The organism is Pantoea endophytica (assembly GCF_002858935.1).
GTDB lineage: Bacteria > Pseudomonadota > Gammaproteobacteria > Enterobacterales > Enterobacteriaceae > Pantoea > Pantoea leporis.
On record NZ_PJRT01000007.1, the window covers coordinates 1 to 23,466 of the forward strand.

19 protein-coding genes and 1 pseudogene are annotated in these 23,466 nt (G+C 56.5%); 10 read left to right on the forward strand and 10 right to left on the reverse strand.

The window, feature by feature from the left end; translation table 11 throughout:
- Window positions 1–217 precede the first annotated feature (217 nt).
- Window positions 218–1,045 (reverse strand): 2,5-didehydrogluconate reductase DkgA, encoded by an 828-nt coding sequence (gene dkgA, locus PZBJ_RS06650; protein WP_101761794.1) that lies wholly within the window; start codon window positions 1,043–1,045, stop codon window positions 218–220.
- Between the two features lie 205 nt (window positions 1,046–1,250).
- On the opposite strand from dkgA, the gene PZBJ_RS06655 reads away from it, so the two are divergent.
- On the forward strand, window positions 1,251–2,162 hold the full coding sequence (locus tag PZBJ_RS06655) for an AraC family transcriptional regulator (RefSeq protein ID WP_101761795.1): 912 nt from the start codon (window positions 1,251–1,253) through the stop codon (window positions 2,160–2,162).
- Here the strand turns inward: PZBJ_RS06655 and PZBJ_RS06660 are convergent, their stop codons facing one another.
- Together PZBJ_RS06660 and metC are read right to left on the reverse strand one after the other, a co-directional pair.
- Window positions 2,163–2,825, reverse strand: coding sequence for a DedA family protein (locus PZBJ_RS06660; RefSeq protein WP_101761796.1), 663 nt, complete (start codon window positions 2,823–2,825; stop codon window positions 2,163–2,165).
- A gap of 98 nt (window positions 2,826–2,923) precedes the next feature.
- Window positions 2,924–4,114: a cystathionine beta-lyase gene (metC, locus tag PZBJ_RS06665; RefSeq protein ID WP_101761797.1), complete on the reverse strand. Its 1,191-nt coding sequence runs from the start codon at window positions 4,112–4,114 to the stop codon at window positions 2,924–2,926.
- A 260-nt stretch (window positions 4,115–4,374) separates the two neighbouring features.
- Between metC and exbB the strand changes: the two genes are divergently transcribed.
- The 3 genes from exbB to tcuC all read left to right on the forward strand — a co-directional run bounded on the left by exbB (window position 4,375) and on the right by tcuC (window position 7,059).
- Window positions 4,375–5,103: a tol-pal system-associated acyl-CoA thioesterase gene (gene exbB / locus PZBJ_RS06670; RefSeq protein ID WP_192236537.1), complete on the forward strand. Its 729-nt coding sequence runs from the start codon at window positions 4,375–4,377 to the stop codon at window positions 5,101–5,103.
- Between the two features lie 5 nt (window positions 5,104–5,108).
- Window positions 5,109–5,531 carry a TonB system transport protein ExbD gene (gene exbD / locus PZBJ_RS06675; RefSeq protein WP_008103349.1) on the forward strand — a complete coding sequence of 141 codons (423 nt, stop codon included), beginning with the start codon at window positions 5,109–5,111 and terminating at the stop codon, window positions 5,529–5,531.
- Between the two features lie 181 nt (window positions 5,532–5,712).
- On the forward strand, window positions 5,713–7,059 hold the full coding sequence (gene tcuC, locus PZBJ_RS06680; RefSeq protein ID WP_101761799.1) for an MFS transporter: 1,347 nt from the start codon (window positions 5,713–5,715) through the stop codon (window positions 7,057–7,059).
- Window positions 7,060–7,124: 65 nt separating this feature from the next.
- Here tcuC and PZBJ_RS06685 read toward each other — a convergent pair whose 3' ends face one another.
- Genes PZBJ_RS06685 through PZBJ_RS06705 form a run of 5 tightly spaced genes read right to left on the reverse strand, consistent with a single transcriptional unit; the run spans window position 7,125 to window position 12,347 of the window.
- Complete coding sequence (locus tag PZBJ_RS06685; protein ID WP_101761800.1) at window positions 7,125–8,090, reverse strand: Csu type fimbrial protein; 966 nt, start codon at window positions 8,088–8,090, stop codon at window positions 7,125–7,127.
- A complete protein-coding gene (locus PZBJ_RS06690) occupies window positions 8,087–10,522 on the reverse strand; it encodes a fimbria/pilus outer membrane usher protein (RefSeq protein WP_101761801.1) in 2,436 nt (811 codons plus the stop codon). The genes PZBJ_RS06685 and PZBJ_RS06690 overlap by 4 nt, the downstream gene beginning before the upstream one ends.
- On the reverse strand, window positions 10,522–11,220 hold the full coding sequence (locus PZBJ_RS06695; protein ID WP_206098205.1) for a fimbrial biogenesis chaperone: 699 nt from the start codon (window positions 11,218–11,220) through the stop codon (window positions 10,522–10,524). The genes PZBJ_RS06690 and PZBJ_RS06695 overlap by 1 nt, the downstream gene beginning before the upstream one ends.
- A gap of 24 nt (window positions 11,221–11,244) precedes the next feature.
- The gene (locus PZBJ_RS06700) at window positions 11,245–11,754 is read right to left on the reverse strand and encodes a Csu type fimbrial protein (protein ID WP_192412114.1); all 510 of its coding nucleotides are present in this window, start codon (window positions 11,752–11,754) and stop codon (window positions 11,245–11,247) included.
- A gap of 23 nt (window positions 11,755–11,777) precedes the next feature.
- On the reverse strand, window positions 11,778–12,347 hold the full coding sequence (locus PZBJ_RS06705) for a spore coat protein U domain-containing protein (protein ID WP_101761803.1): 570 nt from the start codon (window positions 12,345–12,347) through the stop codon (window positions 11,778–11,780).
- Window positions 12,348–12,895: 548 nt separating this feature from the next.
- Between PZBJ_RS06705 and PZBJ_RS06710 the strand changes: the two genes are divergently transcribed.
- The 3 genes from PZBJ_RS06710 to PZBJ_RS06720 all read left to right on the forward strand — a co-directional run bounded on the left by PZBJ_RS06710 (window position 12,896) and on the right by PZBJ_RS06720 (window position 18,741).
- Complete coding sequence (locus PZBJ_RS06710; RefSeq protein WP_101761804.1) at window positions 12,896–14,998, forward strand: putative bifunctional diguanylate cyclase/phosphodiesterase; 2,103 nt, start codon at window positions 12,896–12,898, stop codon at window positions 14,996–14,998.
- A 158-nt stretch (window positions 14,999–15,156) separates the two neighbouring features.
- Window positions 15,157–17,247: a putative bifunctional diguanylate cyclase/phosphodiesterase gene (locus PZBJ_RS06715; RefSeq protein WP_101761805.1), complete on the forward strand. Its 2,091-nt coding sequence runs from the start codon at window positions 15,157–15,159 to the stop codon at window positions 17,245–17,247.
- Between the two features lie 81 nt (window positions 17,248–17,328).
- Entirely contained in the window at window positions 17,329–18,741 is a 1,413-nt protein-coding gene (locus PZBJ_RS06720; protein ID WP_101761806.1) for an aminotransferase-like domain-containing protein, read from the forward strand.
- Here PZBJ_RS06720 and PZBJ_RS06725 read toward each other — a convergent pair.
- A complete protein-coding gene (locus PZBJ_RS06725; RefSeq protein WP_101761807.1) occupies window positions 18,738–19,220 on the reverse strand; it encodes a YlaC family protein in 483 nt (160 codons plus the stop codon). The genes PZBJ_RS06720 and PZBJ_RS06725 overlap by 4 nt on opposite strands.
- Before the next feature lie 71 nt (window positions 19,221–19,291).
- Between PZBJ_RS06725 and PZBJ_RS06730 the strand changes: the two genes are divergently transcribed.
- Window positions 19,292–19,729 (forward strand): endonuclease domain-containing protein, encoded by a 438-nt coding sequence (locus PZBJ_RS06730; protein ID WP_240632894.1) that lies wholly within the window; start codon window positions 19,292–19,294, stop codon window positions 19,727–19,729.
- Window positions 19,730–19,938: 209 nt separating this feature from the next.
- Here the strand turns inward: PZBJ_RS06730 and PZBJ_RS06735 are convergent.
- Window positions 19,939–21,654, reverse strand: a pseudogene (locus PZBJ_RS06735) (flagellar biosynthesis protein FlhA); the annotation flags it as partial.
- Here PZBJ_RS06735 and PZBJ_RS06740 point away from each other — a divergent pair.
- Window positions 21,626–22,540: a flagellar motor protein MotB gene (locus PZBJ_RS06740; RefSeq protein WP_101762018.1), complete on the forward strand. Its 915-nt coding sequence runs from the start codon at window positions 21,626–21,628 to the stop codon at window positions 22,538–22,540. The pseudogene PZBJ_RS06735 and the gene PZBJ_RS06740 sit on opposite strands and share 29 nt — an antisense overlap.
- Window positions 22,541–22,819: 279 nt before the next feature.
- Entirely contained in the window at window positions 22,820–23,434 is a 615-nt protein-coding gene (locus tag PZBJ_RS06745) for a cupin domain-containing protein (RefSeq protein ID WP_101761810.1), read from the forward strand.
- Window positions 23,435–23,466 lie beyond the last annotated feature (32 nt).

Consider the following 23,466-nt stretch of genomic DNA (forward strand, 5'->3'; position numbering starts at 1 on the left):
GACATGGTATCTCTCGCATCCCAGGACATAAGCGACTCCATAAACGGGTTCTTATGCCTTAGTTGTAAGTGTCTACCATGTCCCCGAACAAGTGTTCACCATGTCCCCGGACTGTACACCCGCAAGCGGGCGAGGGAGCAGAGCGAGCAAAACGCACCTTACGGTTCCCTCTCCCGCTAGCGGGAGAGGGTTAGGGTGAGGGGAAACGCGCGCCATTCTACCCGTTAAACGCCTCCGGATCCGGTCCCAAACGGTTGCCGCTATCCAGCTTACTGATCTCACTCACTTCAGTTTTATCCAACCTAAAATCAAACACCTGGAAATTCTCACGAATGCGTTCCGGGGTAATCGACTTCGGAATCACCACCAGGCCGCTATCCAGATGCCAGCGAATCACGATTTGTGCCGGCGTCTTGCTATATTTTTTCGCCAGCTCGCGGATAATCTCCTGATCAAACACGCCTTTACCGCCTTGCGCCAGCGGGCTCCAGGATTCGGTTTGAATCTGGTGCAGCGCATTCCACGCATGCAGCGTGCGCTGTTGCAGCATAGGATGCAGCTCGATCTGGTTCACCACCGGCGACACGCCGGTTTCATCGATCAAACGCTTCAGATGCGCCTCGTGGAAGTTACATACGCCGATGCTCTTGGTTAAGCCCTGTTGCTGCAGCTCAATCAAACCTTTCCAGGCTTCAACGTAGTTATCTTTTTCCGGGCACGGCCAGTGCATGAGATACAAATCCACCTGCTCTAACTGCAGCTTCTTCAGGCTGGTTTCCATTGCCTGTTGCCAGTTGGTCTGGTCGTCGTTCCACAGCTTGGTGGTGATAAAAATGTCATCGCGCGCCACGTCGGTCTCTTGCAGCGCTTGCCCAACCGCTTCCTCATTTTTGTAGATAGCGGCGGTATCGATGGAGCGATAGCCAACTTTCAGGGCTTCCAGGATGGCGTTGCGCGCATCCTCAATGCTCGCTTGCCACACGCCGAGGCCAAGCTGCGGCATCATGTTGCCGTCGCGCAATTTAATAATGGGTTGATCTGCCATAATTGCTCCTTATCTGTTGCAGGGACTTACCGTAGAAAAGATGTGCTTAAGTCTAGTCAACAAACCTCACCTCAGGATCATTGTGGCAAGCGGGCGGCACTTTTGCCTGATGGATTTCTGCAAGAATCTTGCCTGATTCTCCAGAATAGTGGAGCTTTGCACAGCCTTGCGGCAAACTGAATTTTTAGCTGCCTGAGAGAGATGCATGCCAAACGACGCCCTTTGCCGCCAGCTAGCGCAGCGCGTAGTTGCGCTGATGAGTGACCTGCATAAGCCGCTGTGCGCGGTAGAAAATGTCAAATTGATCTATGCCTGCGAAACCTTGCCGCGTACGCCGATGATGTATCAACCCGGCATCGTGATTCTGTTTCAGGGGCGTAAAACCGGCTATCTCGGCAGCACCGTTTTCCACTACGACGCCACCAAATATCTGATGCTCACCGTACCGCTGCCAGTGGAGTGCGAAACCGAAGCCACGCTGGCGGAGCCGCTGGCCGGCATGTGTTTGAGCGTGGATGTCGCCAGCCTGCAGGATTTGCTGATGGATATCGGCGATGACGAGCAGTTCCAGCCGCAGGCACAAACTTCCGGCATCCATTCGGCGTTCATGAGCGAAGAGATGCTGTGTGCGGCCGAACGCTTGCTGGATGTGATGAATAACCCGCGCGACGCCCGCGTGCTGGGGCCGCAGCTGGTGCGCGAGATCATCTATTACGTGTTAACCGGACCGATTGGCGGCGCGCTGCTGTCGCTGGTCAATCGTCAGACGCAGTTCAGCCAGATTGCGCGCGCGCTGCGTCGCATCGAAAATCATTTCGCGGAGAGTTTGAGCGTCGACATGCTGGCCGCTGAAGTGAACATGAGCGTTTCGGCGTTTCATCATAACTTCAAAGCGGTGACGCAAACCTCGCCGCTACAATACCTTAAGCGCTATCGCCTGCATCAGGCGCGCCTGATGATGCTGCAGGATGGCATGAAAGCCAGCGCGGCGGCGGTGCGCGTCGGTTATGAAAGTCCATCGCAGTTTTCGCGTGAGTTTAAGCGCTATTTCGGCGTGACGCCGGGAGAAGAGGCGAGCCGCGTGCGTCAAACCTTACCGTTTGACGCCGCGTCGTAATCAGGAGAGTTTCTGGCGGCGTTTTTTCCAGATCACCACAATGCTGCCGGCCAAGCCGATAAACAGCAGCGCGATCGGCAGAATCATCAGGATCGCCATCACCTGATCTTCATGGCGCTTGATAAAGGGCACATGGCTGATGCCGTAGCCCAGCGTCACCACAATCCCAACCCACAACAAGCCGCTCAGCCAGTTAAACAGCTGGAAGCGGCCATTGTTTAAGCCGGAAATCCCGGCCATGGTCGGCAGTAAGGTGCGCACAAAGGCCAGGAAGCGGCCAACCAGCAGCGCCATCAAACCGTGGCGGTTAAACATATTCCACGCGCGCTGATGATATTGCGCGGGCAGATGCAGCAACCAGCTTTTCACCAGTTTGGTGTTGCCGAGCCAGCGTCCTTGCAGATAGCTGAGCCAGCAGCCGAGACTGGCCGCCGTGGTCAGAATCACAATGGTCGGCACGAAGTCCATCACACCTTTGGCGACCATCGCGCCCGCCAGTAACAGCAGGCTATCGCCCGGCAGGAATGACGCGGGCAGCAAACCGTTTTCCAGAAACAGCGTTAAAAACATCACGCCGTAGACAATCCAAACCACATCCGGATTGCCGAGCGCGGCAAAATCCTGATGCCAAAGCGCCTGGACAATCTCATGTAAAACACCCATCAGCTATTCCATCGAGTCACAAGGAGTCTAATTTTAACCTTCTGTGGCATCGCATACGTTGATCTCTCATCGCCGCCACAGCGTGGTTTATCTTCTGTTTAACTTCTTAAACGAGCAAAACCGGCTTTAAGATCATCCAGCAAGTCATCGACATGTTCGAGGCCGATATGCAGACGCACCAGCGTGCCGTCAAAATCCACGCCGCCCGCCGGACGAATCGCCGCCAGCTCTTCAGGCTGGTTCGCCAGAATCAGGGATTCATAGCCGCCCCACGAATACGCCATGCTGAAATGGTGGAAGTGATCGAGGTAATTTGCCAGCTGCTCACGGCTCAGTTTTTCATGCAGGATGAACGAGAACAAACCGCTGCTGCCGCTGAAATCGCGCTGCCAGAATGCGTGGCCTTTACACTGCGCCAGCGCCGGATGATTAACGCGCGCCACTTCCGGCTGCGTGGCCAGCCATTCGGCCACCTGCAATCCGCTCTCTTCGTGCTGACGCAGACGTGTGCCCAGCGTACGAATGCCGCGGCTCGCCATATAAGCGGTATCGGCATCGACCATTTGGCCCATCAGATAGGAGTTCTCGCGCAGCTGCGGCCAGCAACGCTCATTTGCTACCGCCGTGCCAATCATCGCGTCGCTGTGACCAATAATGTATTTGGTGCCGGCCTGAATCGAAATATCGATGCCATGCTCCAGCGCGTTAAACAACACGCCCGCCGCCCAGGTGTTATCGATCATGATGATCGCCTCCGGCGCTTTGGCGCGCACGGCGGCAACAATCGCGGGAATATCCTGCACTTCCATGGTGATCGACGCCGGTGATTCCAGGAACACCACGCGCGTATTCGGCTGCACCAGTTCGCCAATTTCGCTGCCGATGCAGTGATTGAAATAGGTGGTGGTGACGTTCAGCTTACTGAGAATTTTCGAGCAGAAATCCTGCGTCGGTTCGTAGACCGCGCCGCTCACCAGAATATGGTCGCCGGCTGCGACAAAGGACAAAATGGCATTAGAGACCGCCGCCGCGCCGCACGGATAGAGCGCGCAACCTGCGCCGTCTTCCAGCTCGGTCATGGCGTCTTGCAGCGAGAAATGGGTGAGGGTGCCGCGACGACCATAAAACAGCTCGCCTGACGCGCGGCCAGCGGTAGCACGTTTCTTGTCGGCGACCGTGTCAAAAACCAGGGATGAAGCGCGTTGAATTACGCTGTTAACTGAGCCTTGCGTGTAACGTTTACTGCGTCCCGCGCTGACAAGCGTGGTGTCTATTTTTTTCGTTGCCATCACTGCCTTTCCTGACATTTCCCACAAAACATTCACGTTACCACGAATCAGTGTAGCGGGTTGAGCCTGATTGCGGATTATCAGAGTGAGGCCAGTATTGCGCATATCATCCGCTAACTTGTGGAAATAGCGGGCATCTTTGCTTTGTAAATAGTAATGAGAACCACTATCACTTCGGTGGTGTTTTTTGCTATGATCCGCGCTTCAATCGTGAACTGTGCAACAGAAGTTGGAGATGCAGCGTGGTAGCCAGTGATTTGATGCAAACGGATCTCTCCGTTTGGGGCATGTATCAGCATGCCGATATCGTGGTAAAGATTGTGATGATTGGCCTGTTACTGGCTTCCGTTGTCACATGGGCAATTTTCTTCGGTAAGTTTGCTGAGCTGAGCGGGGCGAAACGTCGCCTGAAACGCGAGCAGCAAGCGCTGGGCGAAGCCCGCTCATTAAACGATGCTTACCGTGCTGCTGAAAACTTCAAAAGCAACAGCCACAGCGCTGTGCTGCTAAACGACGCGCAGAATGAGCTGGAGCTCTCCGCTGGTACTGAAGATCTGGATGGCATCAAAGAGCGCACCAGCTTCCGTCTCGAACGCCGCGTGGCTGCATTTAGCCGTCATGCCGGTCGCGGTAATGGATTCCTCGCCACCATCGGTTCCGTTGCGCCGTTTATCGGTCTGTTCGGTACCGTTTGGGGCATCATGAACAGCTTCATCGGCATCGCGAAAACGCAAACCACTAACCTCGCAGTCGTCGCGCCGGGCATCGCCGAAGCGCTGCTGGCTACCGCGATTGGTCTGGTGGCGGCAATCCCCGCCGTGGTTATCTACAACGTCTTCGCGCGTATGATTGCCAGCTACAAAGCGTCGCTGGGCGATGTCGCCGCGCAGGTGATGTTGCTGCAGAGCCGCGATCTGGATCTCGGCAACGTTGATACCGCGAAAGAAGCCAACCGTCCAGCGGCGGCACAGAAACTGCGCGTAGGATAAGTATTATGGCGATGCGTTTAAACGATGACTCGGTCGGCGATGGCGAAATGCACGAAATCAACGTGACGCCGTTTATCGACGTCATGTTAGTTCTGCTGATCATCTTTATGGTCGCCGCGCCATTAGCTACCGTCGATGTGCGCGTTAACCTGCCAGCATCGACCAGCGCGCCGCAGCCGCGTCCGGAAAAACCGGTTTATCTCTCCATCAAGGAAGATAAGCAGATCTTCATCGGAAACGATGCAGTCACCAAAGAGACGCTGGTGAATGCGCTGACGGCACAAACCGAAGGCAAGAAAGACACCACCATCTTCTTCCAGGCGGATAAATCGGTGGATTACGCCACCCTAATGGAAGTGATGGATCAGCTGCGTGAAGCCGGTTATCTGAAGATTGGTTTGATGGGCATGGAAACAGTGAAGAAGTAACGTCACTCCACTTAGCCTTGCCGTAAAGGTCGCTCCCGCAGCGGCCTTTTTTAATGCCTGCACGCGATTTGTTAATTTATTGTTACTATTGGTCGTATTTTTGTAAACTGCAATGGTGAAGAAGATCACGTTTATTCCTGGCCCGGCACGCTACAACGGAAGAAAAACCAGGAAGGACAATATGAGCGCGAGTCACTCTTTACAAAAGTCGCCGCAAAGCGGTGCCAAAACCATCTTTAGCGTTACCAGCGGTAACTTCCTTGAGATGTACGATTTCATGGTGTTTGGCTATTACGCCACGGCGATCGCCAAAACCTTTTTCCCCGGCGATGATCCCTTTGCCTCTCTCATGCTGACGCTGATGACCTTCGGCGCAGGCTTCCTGATGCGCCCGCTCGGCGCGATTATTCTTGGCGCTTACATCGACCATCATGGCCGTCGTAAAGGCTTGCTGTTAACGCTCGGCTTGATGGCGATTGGGACCTTAACCATCGCGCTGGTGCCCGGATACGCCACGCTCGGTGCCGCCGCACCGATCCTGATTCTGCTCGGTCGTTTATTGCAGGGCTTCTCGGCGGGCGTTGAGCTGGGCGGCGTCTCGGTGTATCTGGCGGAAGTGGCGCCGAAAGGGCGCAAAGGCTTCTATGTCAGTTGGCAATCGGGCAGCCAGCAGGTTGCGGTGATCTTCGCCGCGCTGCTGGGTTTGGGTCTGAATCATCTGCTGGCGAAAGACGCCGTCACTGAATGGGGTTGGCGTATTCCGTTTGTGGTGGGATGTATGATCGTGCCGTTCCTGTTCTATATCCGCCGCATGCTGGAAGAAACCGAAGCTTTCAGCCAGCGTAAACATCATCCCTCAATGAGCCAGATTATGCGTTCGGTCGGGCAGAACTGGGCGCTGGTGCTGGCAGGGATGTTGATGGTGGTGACCACCACCGTGATGTTCTACATGATTACCGCCTTTACCCCGACCTTCGGCAAAACCGTGCTGATGATGAGCGATAAAGAGAGCTTCCTGGTGACGCTGTTTGTCGGCATCTCCAATCTGTTCTGGCTGCCGCTGATGGGTTCACTGTCAGACCGCGTCGGTCGCCGTCCGCTGCTGATCATCTGCACCATCTTGATGATTGTCACCACCTGGCCGGTGCTGCATTGGCTGGTGGGATCGCCGACCTTCTCCCATCTGGTTGAGGCCGAGTTGTGGCTGTCGTTCCTGTATGCCAGCTACAACGGCGCGATGGTGGTTTATCTGGCTGAGATCATGCCAGCAGAAGTGCGCGCTTCGGGCTTCTCGCTGGCCTACAGCCTGGCAACCGCGCTGTTTGGCGGCTTTACGCCAGCGGTGTCGAGCTATCTGATTCATGCGACAGGCGATAAAGCGATGCCGGGCGTGTGGCTCTCTTTTGCTGCGGTATGCGGATTGGTCGGTACGCTGCTGATTGGCCGCATGGTGAAGCAATATCAAGCGCAACACCGTTCCCCTCACCCTAACCCTCTCCCGCAAGCGGGAGAGGGAATGTTTAGGTAACGGCGCGATCAGCTCCTTCTCCCGCCTGCGGGAGAAGGCTAGGATGAGGGACAGCGCGCACCCCGCTAAAACGACACATCCACCACCACGCTATCGGTATAATTCCCCGCCGCGGGCGTATTCTGCGTGGTCAAAATCTGCGCCGTATAGGTAAAGTTGCGCGTCACGGTATCCGCATTCAACGATGTCGAGGTGGTGCTGCTCCAGCGATCGGTGCCGGTCGGTCCCCAGCGCGATGTGGTGGTGGTGCCTTTGTAGATGTCATACGCCAGCCGGTTAGTTCCGCTCGCCATCTGCCGCGTGGTGCCGCTGTAGTAACTGCCGTTGCTCAAGCCCACGGTATAAGTGCTGCCCTTCGAACACACCACGTTAATCGTCTGCTGCACCGTTGAGAAACTGCCCACCAAAGGCGCGCTGCCAAAACTGACGTTGGGCGCAATGATGGTGGTGCAATCGTTGGTCACCACCAGATTCACGGTAATCGGCATCGCCGTACCGGTGCTGGACTGCACCGTTCCCACACACAATCCTGCCACGTTCAACCCGGCGCACACCGTATAACTGACGGTCAACGTAATAGTGGTGGTGTAAGTGCCTGCGGCGATCACCTGTCCGGGAATGGTACGGAAATAGAGCGGAATATTGAAGTTAAGGGTGTTTCCCAACGCCAGCAGCGAGGCTGAACTCCAGCGATAGCTGCCGCCCTGCTGTAATTCGGTGGCGCAGGCGCTGTCGATACACAGCTGAATCGGAATGTTATCGGTGCCGCCGCTGGCGGTTTTCAACACGGCGCGCGTGCCGCTGAGGTTTGAGGCGGTGGTAAAAGCGTAGGTAATGTTATCGGAGCCCAGCAGCGAAAGTGTACCCGAACCGCAGTTCACGTTGGTGGTGCTTGAGGTGTTATTCACCGTTGAAGCGACGGAAAACGTGGTAACCGATCCGAACGTGGCGGCGGGGGCCGATAAGCTACACAACGCATAGCTGGTGCCCGGCAGTAAAAACAGCGCCAGCAGGAGCAGAAGCTTTCTCATGGTGAAATCCCTGACGGTGAATTATCCGCGCTGCTCACCGCAGAGCCTTGCGGTGGCGGTGGCAGCGGGCAGGTAAGCGGTCCGTAAGTTTCCAGCGCTTTTGGCTGCCCGTCGGCGATAGCCAGTTGCGTATCGCAGCTGCGTCCATCCGGCGTCACCACATGAATCGGGTTATTAGCACCGAGATCTTCCATCCACACAATGCCGTCCCAGCCGACATATTCGGTGGCCTGATTCGGACGTAACACCTGGCTGGAAATCGGCAGCGGCTGATGATTGCTGTCATGCAGTACCACGCTGGCGGCGCGCAGACGCTCCACCGGGAAATTGAGCAGGTAGCCACTTTTGCGCTTCACCGCAAAGCGTTGTTCAACCTTCGGCGCGGTGCGATCGGCGGGCAGATCCAGCGTATCGATATCGTACTTCGCACCGTAATAGCTGCTGATCGATGGCACCAGCAGATAGCCTTGTTTATCGGTGCGGCCCATGGTCTGGTTCTCATAACGCACCGTTACGTCGGGATAATCAGTTTTCACCACCACAAAGGCATCGTTGATGTCATTGGCAGCGAACACGCGGTTATCCATCAATACCACCGAGCCGGTAAAATCGGCCCATTGCGTGGTGTTGTCGTTATCGCCGTAGAAACCGGCTGAGGTATCAATTTTGTTATTGCGATAACGCAGGCTGCCCTGGCGATAATCGCCGCTGTCGCTGGCCTGATTAGCCCAGGCCGCATCCCAGGAGAAGCCACCGTCGGTTGGCATCGCGCGCGACACATACAGACGCTGGCTGTTATTGCCCTCCTGATCGCGTTCCGTACTTACCGAGGCGCTGCTCTGTTCGCCGAACGGGATGATCAGCGAAATGGCGCCGCTCCAGTTACCCTGATCCTGATCGCGGCTGGCGGAGATATACAGGCTGCTGTTGCCCCACAGATTTTTACTCCACGACAGATTCAGTAAACGGGTGCGGTCACCGTTGCCGCCGGAGATATCAAAATAAGCCAGGCCAAGGCTGCCGTAGTCACTTAGCGACACGCTGGCGGTGTATTGCGCGCTGCGTCGCGCCAGCGAGTAACTGGTGTTCGCGCTGTCGCCACGGCTGCCGACCAGCGCGAGATTCCCGAAATCGACGCTGCGAATGATGTGCTGGGTTCCCAGGCTGAACCAACTATTGTTGTACTGATAGCCCCAGCTGTATTGCGTGCCGGGATTACCGTCCATCTGGCTCTGCGCCAGCGCGCCATTCACCACGCCAAAACTGCCCAGTTTCAGCAATCCACCCGCGCCGCCCATCGCCACGCTGTCGCTGCCTTCCGCATGGCTCTCCAGCGTCAGCCAGTCGTTCAGCCCGTAGCGATAGGAGCCGCTGGCCGCCGCTGCGCCATAATCAAAATTGCTTATGCCGTAGTTTTCGCGCATCGCACCGGCGGAGAACGAGTAATCGGATAATCCGGTTTTCAGCAAGCTGCTGGAGACGTAAAACGGCAGCGTGGTGGTGACTTGTCGGCCCACCGCATCGGTGGTGGTGATCACTGCATCGCCGGCGCCGTTAACGAAAGGGACATTGGTGAGCGACCACGGGCCCGGTTGCACGTCGGCCTGTGTGCTGCGATAGCCATTGATAAACAGATCGACCGAAGAGGGCACCGCCGCCTGGCCGGAAAAGGCGGGCAGCGGATAGGTCACCAGATCCGGCCGTACGCTGAAGTCGCGGCCAATCTGCACGCCACCCAGCCGCACGCTGTTGCTCCAGCTCAGCGCATCAGTAACCAAATCCCCGGCGCGCCAACTGATCGCTGCGTTCTCGTTTTCATTACTGAACCACGTATCGTAGCGGATATAGCCTTCCTGCTGACCGGCAACGCCACCTTCCAGTTGCTGCACGTAAACGCCGTTGGTAGAAAACTGACCAGCCGGGCCAAACAAGCGCAGTTCGTTCCAGCTGGAGAGGCGCGAACCGGCGTTATCGGTACGGGTGGCGTAAAAGTCATAGTTGAGCAGCGCGCCATTGCTGGCGCGACCGGGAAAGCGCGGTGCATTCTGTAACTGGCCAATGGTTTGACCCGGCAGCCAGGCAGGTGGCACCGTCAATAACAGGCGCTGGCGTCGTTCGTCATACTCCACTTTCGCTCCGCTGAGTTGATTGACATCGATCTGCTGGCCTTGCAGTTTCTCGGCCGGAATACCGGCGCGTTGCAGATCGCCGCGTCGCAACCAGAAATCACCATTCTTACGTTCAACCGGCACGATGTCGCCACGTTCGCCCTGATTCACCACCAGTTCCAGCATGTATTGCTGACCGCTGGCATTATTCTCCAGCGCAGGCGGCGGTGGCAATTCGGAGAAGGTCTCCGCGCTGCTACTCATCGGACTGATACAAAGCACGCTGGCGACGGCCAGCGCGCAGGGATGCGGCGTAAACTTCATCAACGCGCGGCCGCGCTGCTCCAGTGACCTTTATTCATTTCGGCCGACAGCTCACCGCTCACGCTGCGGGTTAACGGCCAGCGATGGCTGCTGTTGGCCAGCACATAGCCAAACAAGCCGTTGCCCATTTTGCGTCCGCCAATGGTGACGTTACTTAAGCGCGCGTGGCCATTACCGCGATTAGTCAGCTCCAGCCAGCGTTTGCCGCCGCTGTTCACTTCCTGCCAGCTCAGCTGCGGTTTTGCCGTGTCGCGCGTCACGCCGCTGCCGTAGATGAACAGCGGCACCGAATAGCGCATCTGGAAAGTGAGTCCGGCCTGATTCTCGCCTGGCGTGCGCGGCGTAGGGATCTCATCCAGCACCACGCGAAAGGCCACTTCACGTCCGGCTTCAGGTGGCGTTTGCTTAATTAAACGCACCAGCTGCTTCTGCCCTGGCTCGAGGCGCACCATCGGCGGGCTCGCCACCACTTGCTGCTGGGTTTGATACTGCTCCTGGCCGTTAACCTGCTGCCAGCTGAAGATGCGCACCTGCATCATGGTGGTGGCATTGCCGCGATTCTCCAGCCACAGCTCGCTGGCTTTATCTTCCGGATCAATCGCCGGATCGATCGGCCACACCATCAGCGAATTGGCGGCGTGCACCGCAGGCGTTAGGGCCACAAATAACAACAGGATCAGGGCGCGCAGGTTCATCATCATTCCTCCTTTTAAGTGACGCCATCACCAACTCAGCGTGACGGTTAAAGTGTCGGTATAGGTCCCGGCGCGCGTGGGGCCGGGCAGCGTTAATAAGCCGTAAATCGGCAACGTGATGTTGTTGGCATTGCTGTAGCTCAGCGCCATCGGGCTATTCACCGGAATAGCCGTGGTGTGTGCCGCATTGGTATACAGGCTGTACGCCACGGTATTGGTGTTACTGGTGTGTTTGAGATTGCGCGTGGAGGTGTAATGACTGCCGCCGTTGATGCTCATACTCACGGCGGTGCCTGGCGTGCAGGCGAGCGTGATGGTGGTGCTTTGCACATAGCTGGCGCTGACGCTGCTTGCGGCCACGCCAGATTGGGTACCAAAATTAAGCGTGCCAAATACCCCGGTATTGGTTCCGGAGACAACACAGCCTGCCACTACTGATGCTGAAACCTGAAACGTTGCGGTCGGCAACCCCCAGGCGGAGACGCTCCCTATCAGCAGGGCAAGGCCGCCTGCACTGTGCACCCAACGCTGCACCACGGCCTCCCTGATTATCCTTTCCCTCAGTAATTCACCGCCACGTTGATGGTGTCGGTGTAGGTCCCTGCCGGAATCAAGGGGTTAAACCCGCCGCCCACAACCTGACCGTAAATGGCGTAGTTGGTCCCGAGTGTGGGATCGGTGGTACCACTGGCAGCGATATTGGTGTTGTTGGCGATGGCGGTAGTGAATGCGGCGTCGCTATACAGCGTATAGGCAATGCCTTGCGTATTGTTGGAGCCGAGGATCAGGTAGCGTGGCTGGCCACTCACCGTGCCGTAAACGGTCGCCGGTGCAGCGTTGCTGCTGGTGACCTGCACGTTGAAAGTTTGTCCGGTGGTGCAGCGAACAAAGATGCCGTTACCTGCTGCGCCAACCAGGGTGGCATTGAGTGTATCAAAAGTGGCTGCGCTGCTACCAAAGTTCAGGGTACCGAAGTTCACTCCCGCCGTTGCCGATTGACCGTTCACCAAACAACCGGTGGTCAGCGTCAACGTCGCATTGATGGTTCCCGTTGTGGTGGCGGCAAAAACAGCATGAGGTGCCAGTGCGGCGCTTAGGCTAGACGCCACAAGAAAAAGCTTGAGTTTCATAATCATTCCTTACTGATTATCCAAGGTCAGTGCTTTTTCACCTGGTCATACATTTATGGAAATACATCCGAAATCAAACAAGAGCCGCAATGGACTCGACAGCGTAAGCGCCTGCCGCCTAAGAAAATTCCTGGATGGCGGATTAATGATTTATATCAGTTTTCTTTACTATAGATCAGCAAATTGGCCCCTGTATGCAGATGGTTCAATTTTTCCCTAATCAATTCACACTTTTCGCCGATAACTCAGTAATCACAAGGGGTAGCGAGCGGTTAAAAAAACTAAATAGACGATGATTTCACCCTCTACCGCGCGCTTCGGTTCAATGTTATGTTCGTGCATTAATCAGATATTATTAATTTTTCGCTTAACGACTGACGATGAAAATAAAAAAAATCCGCACGACAACTCCAGATTTTTCTGGACCAGTTCTGTATTGAACTGCGCCGCAGGGGGACATTTATCGCCCTTGATCGGCGCTTTATCATTCTTGTTTTGTTTTGACGACACCGCACCCGCTCCGCAGCGGGTGGAGTTTAGGAGCGCACATGCTGCTGGTTACCTGGGATAGCGTTCTGGTTACCGTTTCACTGATCGTGGCCTTCATTGCCGCGTTCACCGCCTTAGATACCGCCGGGCGCGTGGCCGTTTCACGCGGTTATCTGGCAACACTGTGGTTGATCGGCGGGGGCACCGCGATGGGCATCGGCGTGTGGGCAATGCACTTTATTGGCATGCTGGCGATGATGATGCCAATGACCATGCGCTACAACGTCGAGCTGACCGCCTTCTCATTGCTGGTGGCGATTATCAGCGCCATCTTCGCCTTTGCGCAGGGCGTGCAGGGCAGTCATCTCACCCGACGCCGCTTAATTCGCGGCACCCTTATCATGGGAAGCGGCATCATTGTCATGCACTACCTCGGCATGAACGCGCTGATGATTGCCACCCCGATTTACTGGAATCTGCCGCTGGTGGCGCTCTCGGTGCTGATTGCCTACGCAGCATCAGGTGCGGCGTTATGGCTGGCGTTTCATCTGCGCCAGGGCGAAAGCCTGCTGCTGCTGCGCGCCTGTGCAGCACTGGTGATGGGCATTGCGATTGCCGGCATGCATTACACCGGCATGGCGGCAGCAGAATTCGTTATGCCGGTGAGCATGCAACATCACGGCGCCAGCGAAGAGGGAATGGCGGTGTGGGTCACGATTATCACGCTGAGCATTCTGGGGCTGATGTTGCTGATATCGATGCTGGATGCGCAACTGCGTGCCGCGCGTCTCGCTGCCAAACTCAAGCGCGCCAACAGCGAGCTACGTCAGCTGGCGATGCATGACAACCTCACCGCGCTGCCAAATCGCGTGATGCTGGAGCAGCAACTCACCACGGCGATCAAGCAGGCGACGCTGCAGGATGAAAACTTCGCGCTGATGTTCATGGATCTGGATGGTTTCAAAGCCATTAACGACACATGGGGCCATCACGTTGGCGACCGCTTGCTGATCGCGGTAGCCGATCGTTTGCGCGATGAACTGAGTGAGGAGATTCTTTTGGCGCGTCTGGGCGGCGATGAATTCGTCATACTGTGCCCGCAATTTCATCTGCATCAGGCCACCAAACTGGCGCAGCGTTTGGTTCAAATCATTGATGCGCCTTTCGAACTTGATCGCTATTCGCTGCGCGTCTCGCTCAGCGTCGGTATCGTTATCTTCCCGCTGCATGGTCGCAGCCAGCAGGAGCTGATGTTCAACGCCGACTCCGCCATGTATCACACCAAACACAGCGGGCGTAACGGCTGGTGCCTGTTTGAACCGGCGATGAGCGCGGTGGCGCAGCATCAGTTGGCGCTGGCTAACGATCTGTGGAACGCGCTGGAGTATCAGGAGATGCGCCTGTTCTATCAGCCAAAATTCCGCGCGGGCGGCACCGTATTGATGGGCTTCGAGGCGCTGCTGCGCTGGCAGCATCCGCGTCGCGGCCTGCTGATGCCCGATATGTTTCTGGCGCGCGCCGAGAAAACCGGGCAAATTGTCGCGCTGGGTAACTGGGTGATCAATGAAGCCTGCCGCCAGCTGAAGCAGTGGCACGATGAAGGTAACGGCGACTGGACGGTATCGGTCAATCTCTCGGCTCTGCAGTTTCAGCAGCGTGATTTGATTGAGAGCGTGCGCCAGGCATTGCAGCGCCATCAAATCCCTGACGGGGCGTTGATGCTGGAAATTACCGAGAACATTGCGATGCGCGATCCGCAGTTCAGCCAGCAGCGCATTGCCGAACTGCATCGTCTTGGGGTGAAAGTGGCGATTGATAACTTCGGCATCGGCTACGCCAACTTGCTGCACTTGAAACACCTCGAAGCCAGCGAGTTGAAAATCGACCGCGCCTTTATCAACAGTTTGCGCGCCGGCAGCGAAGACGCCACGGTAGTCACTGCGATGTTGACGCTGGCACAAACGCTTAACCTGCGCATGGTGGCGGAAGGGGTCGAAACCGAGGAGCAGCAGCGTTTGCTCACCGGGTTAGGCTTCGACACGCTGCAAGGTTATCTGCTCGGCAAGCCCACGCCAGCCGATCGCATCGGTGAATTTACCGCTGCGCTTGCGGTGCCGCTAGCCTTTAGCGATAACGTGGTGCCGCTGGCGGGCGCGCAATAAACAATTTTTAGTTTCTTCCCCATCGGAAGGTTTCATCGTTCAAAAACTCATATCGGCAGTTACGCTGCCGATAATTCCTACAATAAAACCAATAGACCGCACTTTTTTAACAACAACACCACAGCTGACTTACACCGGCTTTTACTTGGGAAATCACTATGTTAGTGACTTCGTACGATTCGTTTACCGTCATCGTCTCGATTCTGGTAGCGATGCTGGCCTCGTTTACTGCGCTTGATATGGCAGGGCGCGTGGCTTCCTCAACTGGCAAGGTGGCGCTGGTTTGGTTATTCGGCGGTGGATTCGCTATGGGCGTGGGCATCTGGGCGATGCACTTCATTGGCATGCTGTCGATGAGCCTCGATATGGTCATGAGCTATGATCCCACGCTCACCGTCACCTCCATGGTGGTGGCGGTATTAGCCTCGGTTTTTGCGCTGTGGCTGGTGTGCTCAACGCCGACCTTGCCGTGGCTGCGACTGTGTGGAGGCGCTGTGGTGCTGGGTTCCGGCGTTGTAGCAATGCACTACACCGGCATGGCGGCGCTGATGTTTACGCCCGGCATCACCTGGAATTGGGGTTGGGTGGCGGCATCGGTGGCGATTGCGCTGGTGGCCTCAGGCGCCGCGCTCTGGCTGGCGTTTAACCTGCGCGAAGGCCATGGCCGCGTCACCGCGCTGCGTTTAGGCGCCTCGGTGGTGATGGGCTGTGCGATTGCCGGCATGCACTACACCGGCATGGCGGCGGCCAATTTCCCGATGCACAGCCATGCGACGCACATGGGCGTAAACAGCAACTGGCTGGCGGTGGTGGTGACGGTGGTGACGCTAGCGATCCTCGGCATTACTTTGCTGGTCTCAATGCTCGATGCACGTCTGCAAGCGCGCACCTCGATCCTCGCCCACTCGCTGGCGGAAGCCAACCGTGAGCTGGCACAGCTGGCGCTACACGATAACCTGACGCGTCTGCCTAACCGTATTTTGTTGGAAGATCGTCTGGAGCAAGCCCTCAATAAAGCCAACCGTGAGAAAACGCAGTTTGCGCTGATGTTTATGGATTTGGATGGCTTTAAAGCGGTAAATGACGCTTTTGGCCATCACGTGGGCGACAACCTGCTGATTGGCGTGACCGAGCGCATGACCGAACAGATGAAAGGGCACTACACGCTGGCGCGCATGGGCGGCGACGAGTTTGTGCTGCTGCTGGAAATTGATGAACCCAATGATGCCGCAGCGGTTGCTGATACGCTGGTGAAAGCGGTGGATCGCCCATTCGATATCTCGCGCTATGAGCTGGTGGTGTCGCTGAGTATTGGAATTGCGGTTTACCCTGGTGACGGCAAAGATGATCGCGAGCTGATGTTCAACGCCGATGCCGCCATGTATCACACCAAGAACAACGGCCGCAACGGTTACACCTTCTTCCAGCCGTCAATGAACACGCTGGCGCAGTCGCAATTGCAGCTGAACAACGATCTGTGGCAAGCGCTGGATAACGAAGAGTTACGCCTGTTCTATCAGCCAAAATATTGCGCGCCGAGCGGCCCGATCCTTGGCTTTGAAGCGCTGCTGCGCTGGCAGCATCCTTCACGCGGTTTACTGGCACCGGACGCCTTTCTGCCGATGGCGGAAAAGACCGGCATGATCATTAACATCGGCAACTGGGTGATCAACGAAGCCTGTCGCCAGCTGCGTGCCTGGCATCTGCAGGGCCACCCGCACTGGTCGGTGGCGGTCAATTTGTCGGCTGTACAATTTGAGCAAAGCAATCTGGTGGAAACCGTCACCGAGGCGCTGGCGCAGCACCAGATTCCGGCTGAACTTTTGACGCTGGAAGTGACCGAAACCACGGCGATGCGCGATCCGGAAGAGAGCGTGCGTATCCTCACCGAACTCACCAACATGGGCGTAAAAGCCTCGATTGATGATTTCGGCACCGGTTACTCCAGCTTGTTGTATCTCAAGCGGTTACCGGCCAGCGAGCTGAAAATCGATCGCGCTTTTGTTAATGAACTGCAGGCGCATTCGGAAGATGCCACCATCGTCTCCGCCATTGTGGCGCTGGCGCAGTCGTTGCATCTGAAAGTGGTCGCCGAAGGAGTAGAAACCCAGGATCAACAGGCGTTCCTCACCGGTTTAGGCTGCGATACGTTGCAGGGCTATTTGCTGGGTAAACCGGTGCCGCCGGAACGCATTGGCGAGTTGCCGAATTTTTATCAAGAAGAGTTAGCGCTGGAGCAGGTGCCTTAACGCCTTCATTCCCTCTCCCGCTTGCGGGAGAGGGTTAGGGTGAGGGAAACTAGCCGCCAAATCCTCTACATCGGAGTTCGGGTGGCGAAATATCAGCAGTTGGTCGAGCAGCTTCGCACGCAAATCGAGGCGCGCATCTGGCCGCCGGGCGAAAAACTGCCGTCGCTACGTCAGCAGGCGGAGCAGAGCGGGTTGAGCCTGATGACGGTGATGCACGCCTATGAAGTGCTGGAGAGTCAGGGCTGGATCGTCTCAAAGCCGCAATCCGGCTATTACGTGGCGCCGCGCGCCGCCGAAAGCCGTCCGCGACTGCCCACGCAAGAGATCGGCAAAACCGATCAGGCGGATACCAACAGCTTCGTGTTCGACGTGCTGCAAGCCACGCGCAATCCCGTCATCATGCCGTTTGGCTCAGCCTTTCCCGATCCCGAACTCTTCCCGCAGCGCCAGCTGATGCGCTCGCTGGTAAAAGTCTCACACAACTTAAAGCCCACCGATGCGCTCAACAACCTGCCGCCAGGCAATGAAGCGCTGCGCAAAATTCTCGCCCAGCGCTATGCACAGCAGGGCATCACGCTGTCGCCGGATGACATCGTCATTACCAATGGCGCAATGGAAGCGCTCAACCTCAGCCTGCAAGCCGTCACCGAACCCGGTGATTGGGTGATCCTCGAAAACCCATCGTTTTATGGTGCGCTACAGGCGATTGAACGCCTCAAGCTGAACGCGATTGCCATCGCCAGCGATGTCGAACACGGCATGGATCTGGATGAGCTGGAGCAGGCCTTGCAGCGCTGGCCGGTGAAAGCCTGCTGGCTGATGACCAACCGACAAAATCCGCTCGGCTTTACCCTGAGCGCCGAGCGCAAGCAGCAGTTGGTGGAACTGCTGTCGCGCTACAACGTGGCGATGATTGAAGACGATGTGTACGGCGATCTGTATGAAGGCCATGACAAACCGCTGCCGGCTAAAGCTTTTGATCTTGATGGCAACGTGCTGCACTGCGGAAGTTTCTCGAAGAATCTGGTGGCGGGATTTCGTGTCGGTTGGGTCGCGGCCGGACGTCATGCGCAGCGCGTGCAGCGTATTCAGTTGATGAGCACGCTTTCGACCAGCGCGCCGATGCAGCTGGCACTGGCCGATTTCCTCAGCACGCGCAGCTACGATACGCATTTAAAAAAGCTAAGGCAGACGCTGGCTAAACGTAAGCAGCTGGCGCAACAGGCGCTGCGCCGTGTGTTGCCGGCCGATGCCAGTATCAGCGATACGCCGGGCGGTTATTTTCTCTGGGTTGCGCTGCCAGTGCAGATCAATACCACTGAGCTGTATCATTTGGCCTTGCAGCAGGGCATCAGCATCGCGCCCGGCCAGCTGTTTTCCAGCCGCGAGGGCTTCAGCCACTGTTTCCGCTTCAACACCGCCTGGCCGTGGGATGCACGGGCCGAGGCGGCGGTAGAGACGTTGGGAAAACTGATTGGCAAGCTAAACGGTTAAACCTGGGCCGCCTGCTGGTGGCCCCAGGTGAGATAGTAAACGTCGTAGAAATCCACTTCACCTTTCTGCTTCATCAGGCGATCAATGCCGCTGCGTACGCGCTCCGGCGTGTGGGGGTTATCAAGGATCTTATCCAGCGCTTGTTGAGAAACCGGCTGCACGTAATACCATTCGCCGTTATAACAAACGCGCAAATCCAGCGTGTCGATATCTTCGAAGCGATACTTCGGGTTGATATCCATCAGCATCAGCACGCTCATCACCACCACAAACACCGTGGCAAACCAGAACGCTGGCCAGCCGAGCATGTCGGTTGAAAAGATCAGCGCCACGCACAGCGCGTAGCACAGATACATAATGGCCCAGAGCCCCGGATGGGTTTTGAGGAAGGAAAAGCTAAAGCGCGGCAAATTATCACGCTGTCCTTCGCGGTTCAGCGTGGCGATTTCGTCGAGCAGGATTTGTTTGATCGCGTCCATTGTTCACCTCTAATTATCACTGCCTGCCAGTAAAGCACATAACAGTGAAGCGAATTAGAGACAGATTCGCTGTGTTTTTTTATAACAGTTGCGATGTGTTGCTCAAGATTGCACTGCATGCGTTGAGATTGAGCCATTGCGGAAACAAGATGCGCTTTTTCAGGATGAATAACATGCGACATCATGTGCTGCGCGCGAAGGGACTGAGAAATAACATGACCCCGGCAGAGCGAAAGCTATGGTCTCTGCTGCGTGCCAGACAATGTGGCGGTATGCGATTTCGCCGACAGAACCCTTTCGGCCCGTATATTTTGGATTTCGCCTGCCTGGAGAAGCGGCTAGCGATTGAACTTGATGGATCGCAACATGGTGAAACTATCAGATATGACGATGAACGTACGCAACGGTTAAATAGACATGGCTGGCGGGTGCTGAGATTTTGGAATCATGAGGTGATGCTGCAGCCGGACGCGGTTTTTGCGGTGATTATGGCGGCGTTGATGGGATAGTGCCGGGTGTTCGAATTCGCTCGTGCTCGCTGTCCCCCTCCTCGGTTGGTGCTTGCTGTCCCCCTCCTCGGTCCTCCCCCATAAATGGGGGAGGAAGATGCTGCCACATGCAGCTTCAGCACTGGCATGTGGCAGCGTCTCCTTCCCCCGCTTGCGGGGGAAGGCCGGGATGGGGGACAGCCAGCACAATCTGTGACAGCCAGCACGATCTAACTCACCTGACCCACAATCTGCAAATTCGCATCATCGGGCACTTCGTTGTACGACAACACATTCAATCCATTGGCAAACAGACGGGCGTAGCGCGCAATCAGCGGGCGCAATTGCGGTGTTACCAGCAGCACCTGCGTCAGGTTCTGCGCTTTCAACTGCTCCACCATCACCGGCAGCGTGCTCTGCAGCTGCGTCAGGATATTCGGATCAACCGGGAAGCTATCCAGCGCCACTTTGCCGGCTTGCTGTGCCTGATTCAGCGCCGCCAGCAGCAGATTCTCCAGGCTGTTTTCCAGCGTATAAGCCGACAGCGGTTTGTTGTCCGGCGCAATCGCCGCCACCATGGCGCGACGCAGGGCATAGCGCACATCGGAAGTCAGCAGGATCGGATCTTTGGTGATCGCCGCGCTCTCCAGCAACGTCGTCGCGATGGTGGTGATGTCTTTCAGCGACACCTGATCGTTCAGCAGCAGACGATACACTTTCAGCTGCAAGCTGTAGTTCACCGCTGCGTTCACATCTTCCGACAGCTTAGGCGCCACATTCGCCAGACGCTGATGCAGCTGAGTGATGTCATCGTAGTTAAACAGCTCCGGCAGATTCTCGCGCACCACTTTATTCACATGGGTGGCCACCACGCTGGCGCAATCCACCACCTGATAACCCAGGTTCAGCGCTTTGGCTTTCTGCTCGGGCAGAATCCACGTCACCGCCATGCCGTAGGCCGGATCGGTATCTAATACGCCATCGATTTCGCCGTACTGTTCTGGCGTCGGGATTGCCATCAGACGATCGGCATGCACTTCGCCGACGGCGGTGCGCACGCCATTGATCTTGATTGCGTACTGCGCCGGCTTGAGGTGGAAATCCTCGCGCAGCGCAATCTCCGGCAGCAGTACGCCGCTGGTTTCTGACACCACTTGCCGCACGCCACGCATACGCAGCGTCAGCGGCGCACCTTTGCCTTTATCCACCAGCGTCACCAGCTTGTAGCCGAGATTCAGCCCGATCGGCTCAACCATCGGGATAGTGTCCCAACCGATGGCGGGCTGATCGTCCGGCTGCGTCAGCGCCTGGTTGATCGCTTCCATAGCGTGATGATCTTGCGTCGGCGCTTTGATTTTCTGGCTTTGACGCCACGCAGCGAACAGCAGCAGGCCGGTAAATACCAGGAACACCAGATGAGGCATGCCCGGCACCACCGCCAGCACAAACATCACGGCCGCAGCGGTATATAGCGTACCTGGCTTAGCCAGCAGCTGAGACTTGATGTCATCGCCCATGTCCGCACCATCGCTGATGCGCGTCACGATAATCGCCGCCGCCGTTGAGAGCAGCAGTGAAGGAATTTGTCCGACCAGGCCATCACCGATGGTCAGCAGGACATATTGTTCAAACGCTTGTCCTGCCGGTAAACCGTACTTGAACACGCCAATCAAAATACCGCCAACCACGTTAATCAGCAGGATCATGATGCCGGCGATGGCGTCGCCGCGTACGAATTTGGACGCGCCATCCATTGCACCGTAGAAGTCGGCTTCGTTTGCCACATCCTGGCGACGCGTGCGCGCCTGTTCCTGATTGATTAACCCGGCATTGAGATCGGCATCGATCGCCATCTGTTTGCCTGGCAACGCATCAAGCGTAAAGCGCGCCGAGACTTCAGATATACGTTCGGCACCTTTGGTGACCACCACAAAGTTGATCATCAAACGCGGCGGCAAAAAGGCACACCATGCGCATCATGGCGGCGCGTGGAAAGTGGCCTTTGCGGACTTCACGTTGGCGATGATGGCGCTGTTTATGGTGCTGTGGATCATGGGCGCGGTGAGTGAAGAGGAGCGTAAAGAGATCGTCGCGCAATTGAACGGCACGTCGGTTTTTGATGGCACCAATTTCAATCCTTTTGACGTTGAGAACTCCGGCGGATCGGCGATTATCGGCGAAACCATGGCAATTTCCCCGCCGACGCAAACAGCGACTGTCAGCCAAGGTAAGGCTGACATCAGTTTGAACGCCGGCAGCAAGCCACAGGAAGATTTAGACAGCGTGCTGTCACGCTCGGATGCGGAGTTGGTGTTGTTACACAACCAGCTGCAACGGATGATCAACAGCTATAACGCGCAAAATTACCTGATGCTGGAAACCTTGCCACAAGGGCTGCGCATTCTGATTCAGGACGATCAGGATCGCATGATGTTCCCACGCGGTAGCGCGGTACTAACGCCATTCTTCCAGAAACTGCTTACCGAGCTCGGCCCGGTGTTTAACCGCATCGACAACAAAATCATGATCAGCGGCCACACCGATGCCGCGCAGTACAGTGGCAACGCCGCCTACAACAACTGGAATCTGTCTGGCGATCGTGCGCTGGCGGCACGCCGCGCGCTGGAGCGTGGCGGGCTGGAGAGTGCGCGCGTATTGCAGGTTAATGCCATGGCGTCACGCATGCCGCGAGATCATAACGATCCCATGAGTGCGCGTAATCGCCGCATTGAAATTCTGGTGTTAACCGATGCCGCTGCAGAAACCCTGTTCCAGTTTTATGGCCGCGAAGGGGAGAACGTTGTGAAACCTATCGCTGAGCGCCTGCGATAACCTGTCAGTGCCTTTGAATCGCTTTTTTTGATTCGGCCGGTGGCGAAATCCACCGGTTTTTTTTGCATTAAATTCATGCCGCTTTGCGGCCTGGTGCGCATAAATGCGCGCCAGTTATGGCGATCCTCATTCACCCGCACGAGATGTTAATTATGTTGCTAATAAATTTGGCTTTAGTTAGCTAAATCATTCTTTTTTGTGAATTTTGTTGGTGGGCGCACATTGCAATGCCACTTTGGTAAGCCACAATTAAGCATCGTGATTAACCGGAGAAAGAGTATGACTGCCAACCACTCCAGCCTGCTGTTACTGATGTCTTTCGCCGCCGGCACCTTTTCCGCTGGATCCTCCAGCAATCCGCAACATCTGATGTTATCGCTGCCGTCGGGCGGCGTGCCCAACAGCCCGCTGCCGCTGATCATCTGGCCCGGCATTGTGCCGTATGACGATGAAAATCCGACGGAAGACAGCGCCGCCTGGTTTGAAAAAACCTTTACCCGCAACGGCTGGCCCGCCGCATGGCGTGCGCCGATCTTTCCTTATACGCATTACCATCCGAACACCCATGAAGTGCTGGGTGTTGCGGCTGGCTGGGCGGAAGTGCTGTTCGGCGGCGACAGCGGTCGCATGGTGACGCTGCGTGAAGGCGATGCGGTACTGATCCCGGCGGGTGTCGGCCACAAACAGGTATTTGCCTCAGAGGATTTTTTCACCGTTGGCGCCTATCCTGAAGGCATGTCCCCGGAAACCGTGCGTGATGAGCCGTCGCGTTTACGTGCGTCGAAGGAGAAGATCCAGCAGGTGCCGCTGCCATCCCGCGATCCTTTTACCGGTGGCGAAGGCGCGATGACGGAGATCTGGCTGCCAATCGCGCAGCAGCTAATGCACCAGTAAAGTGCAAAACAGCCATTTCCGTTGATGCGGCG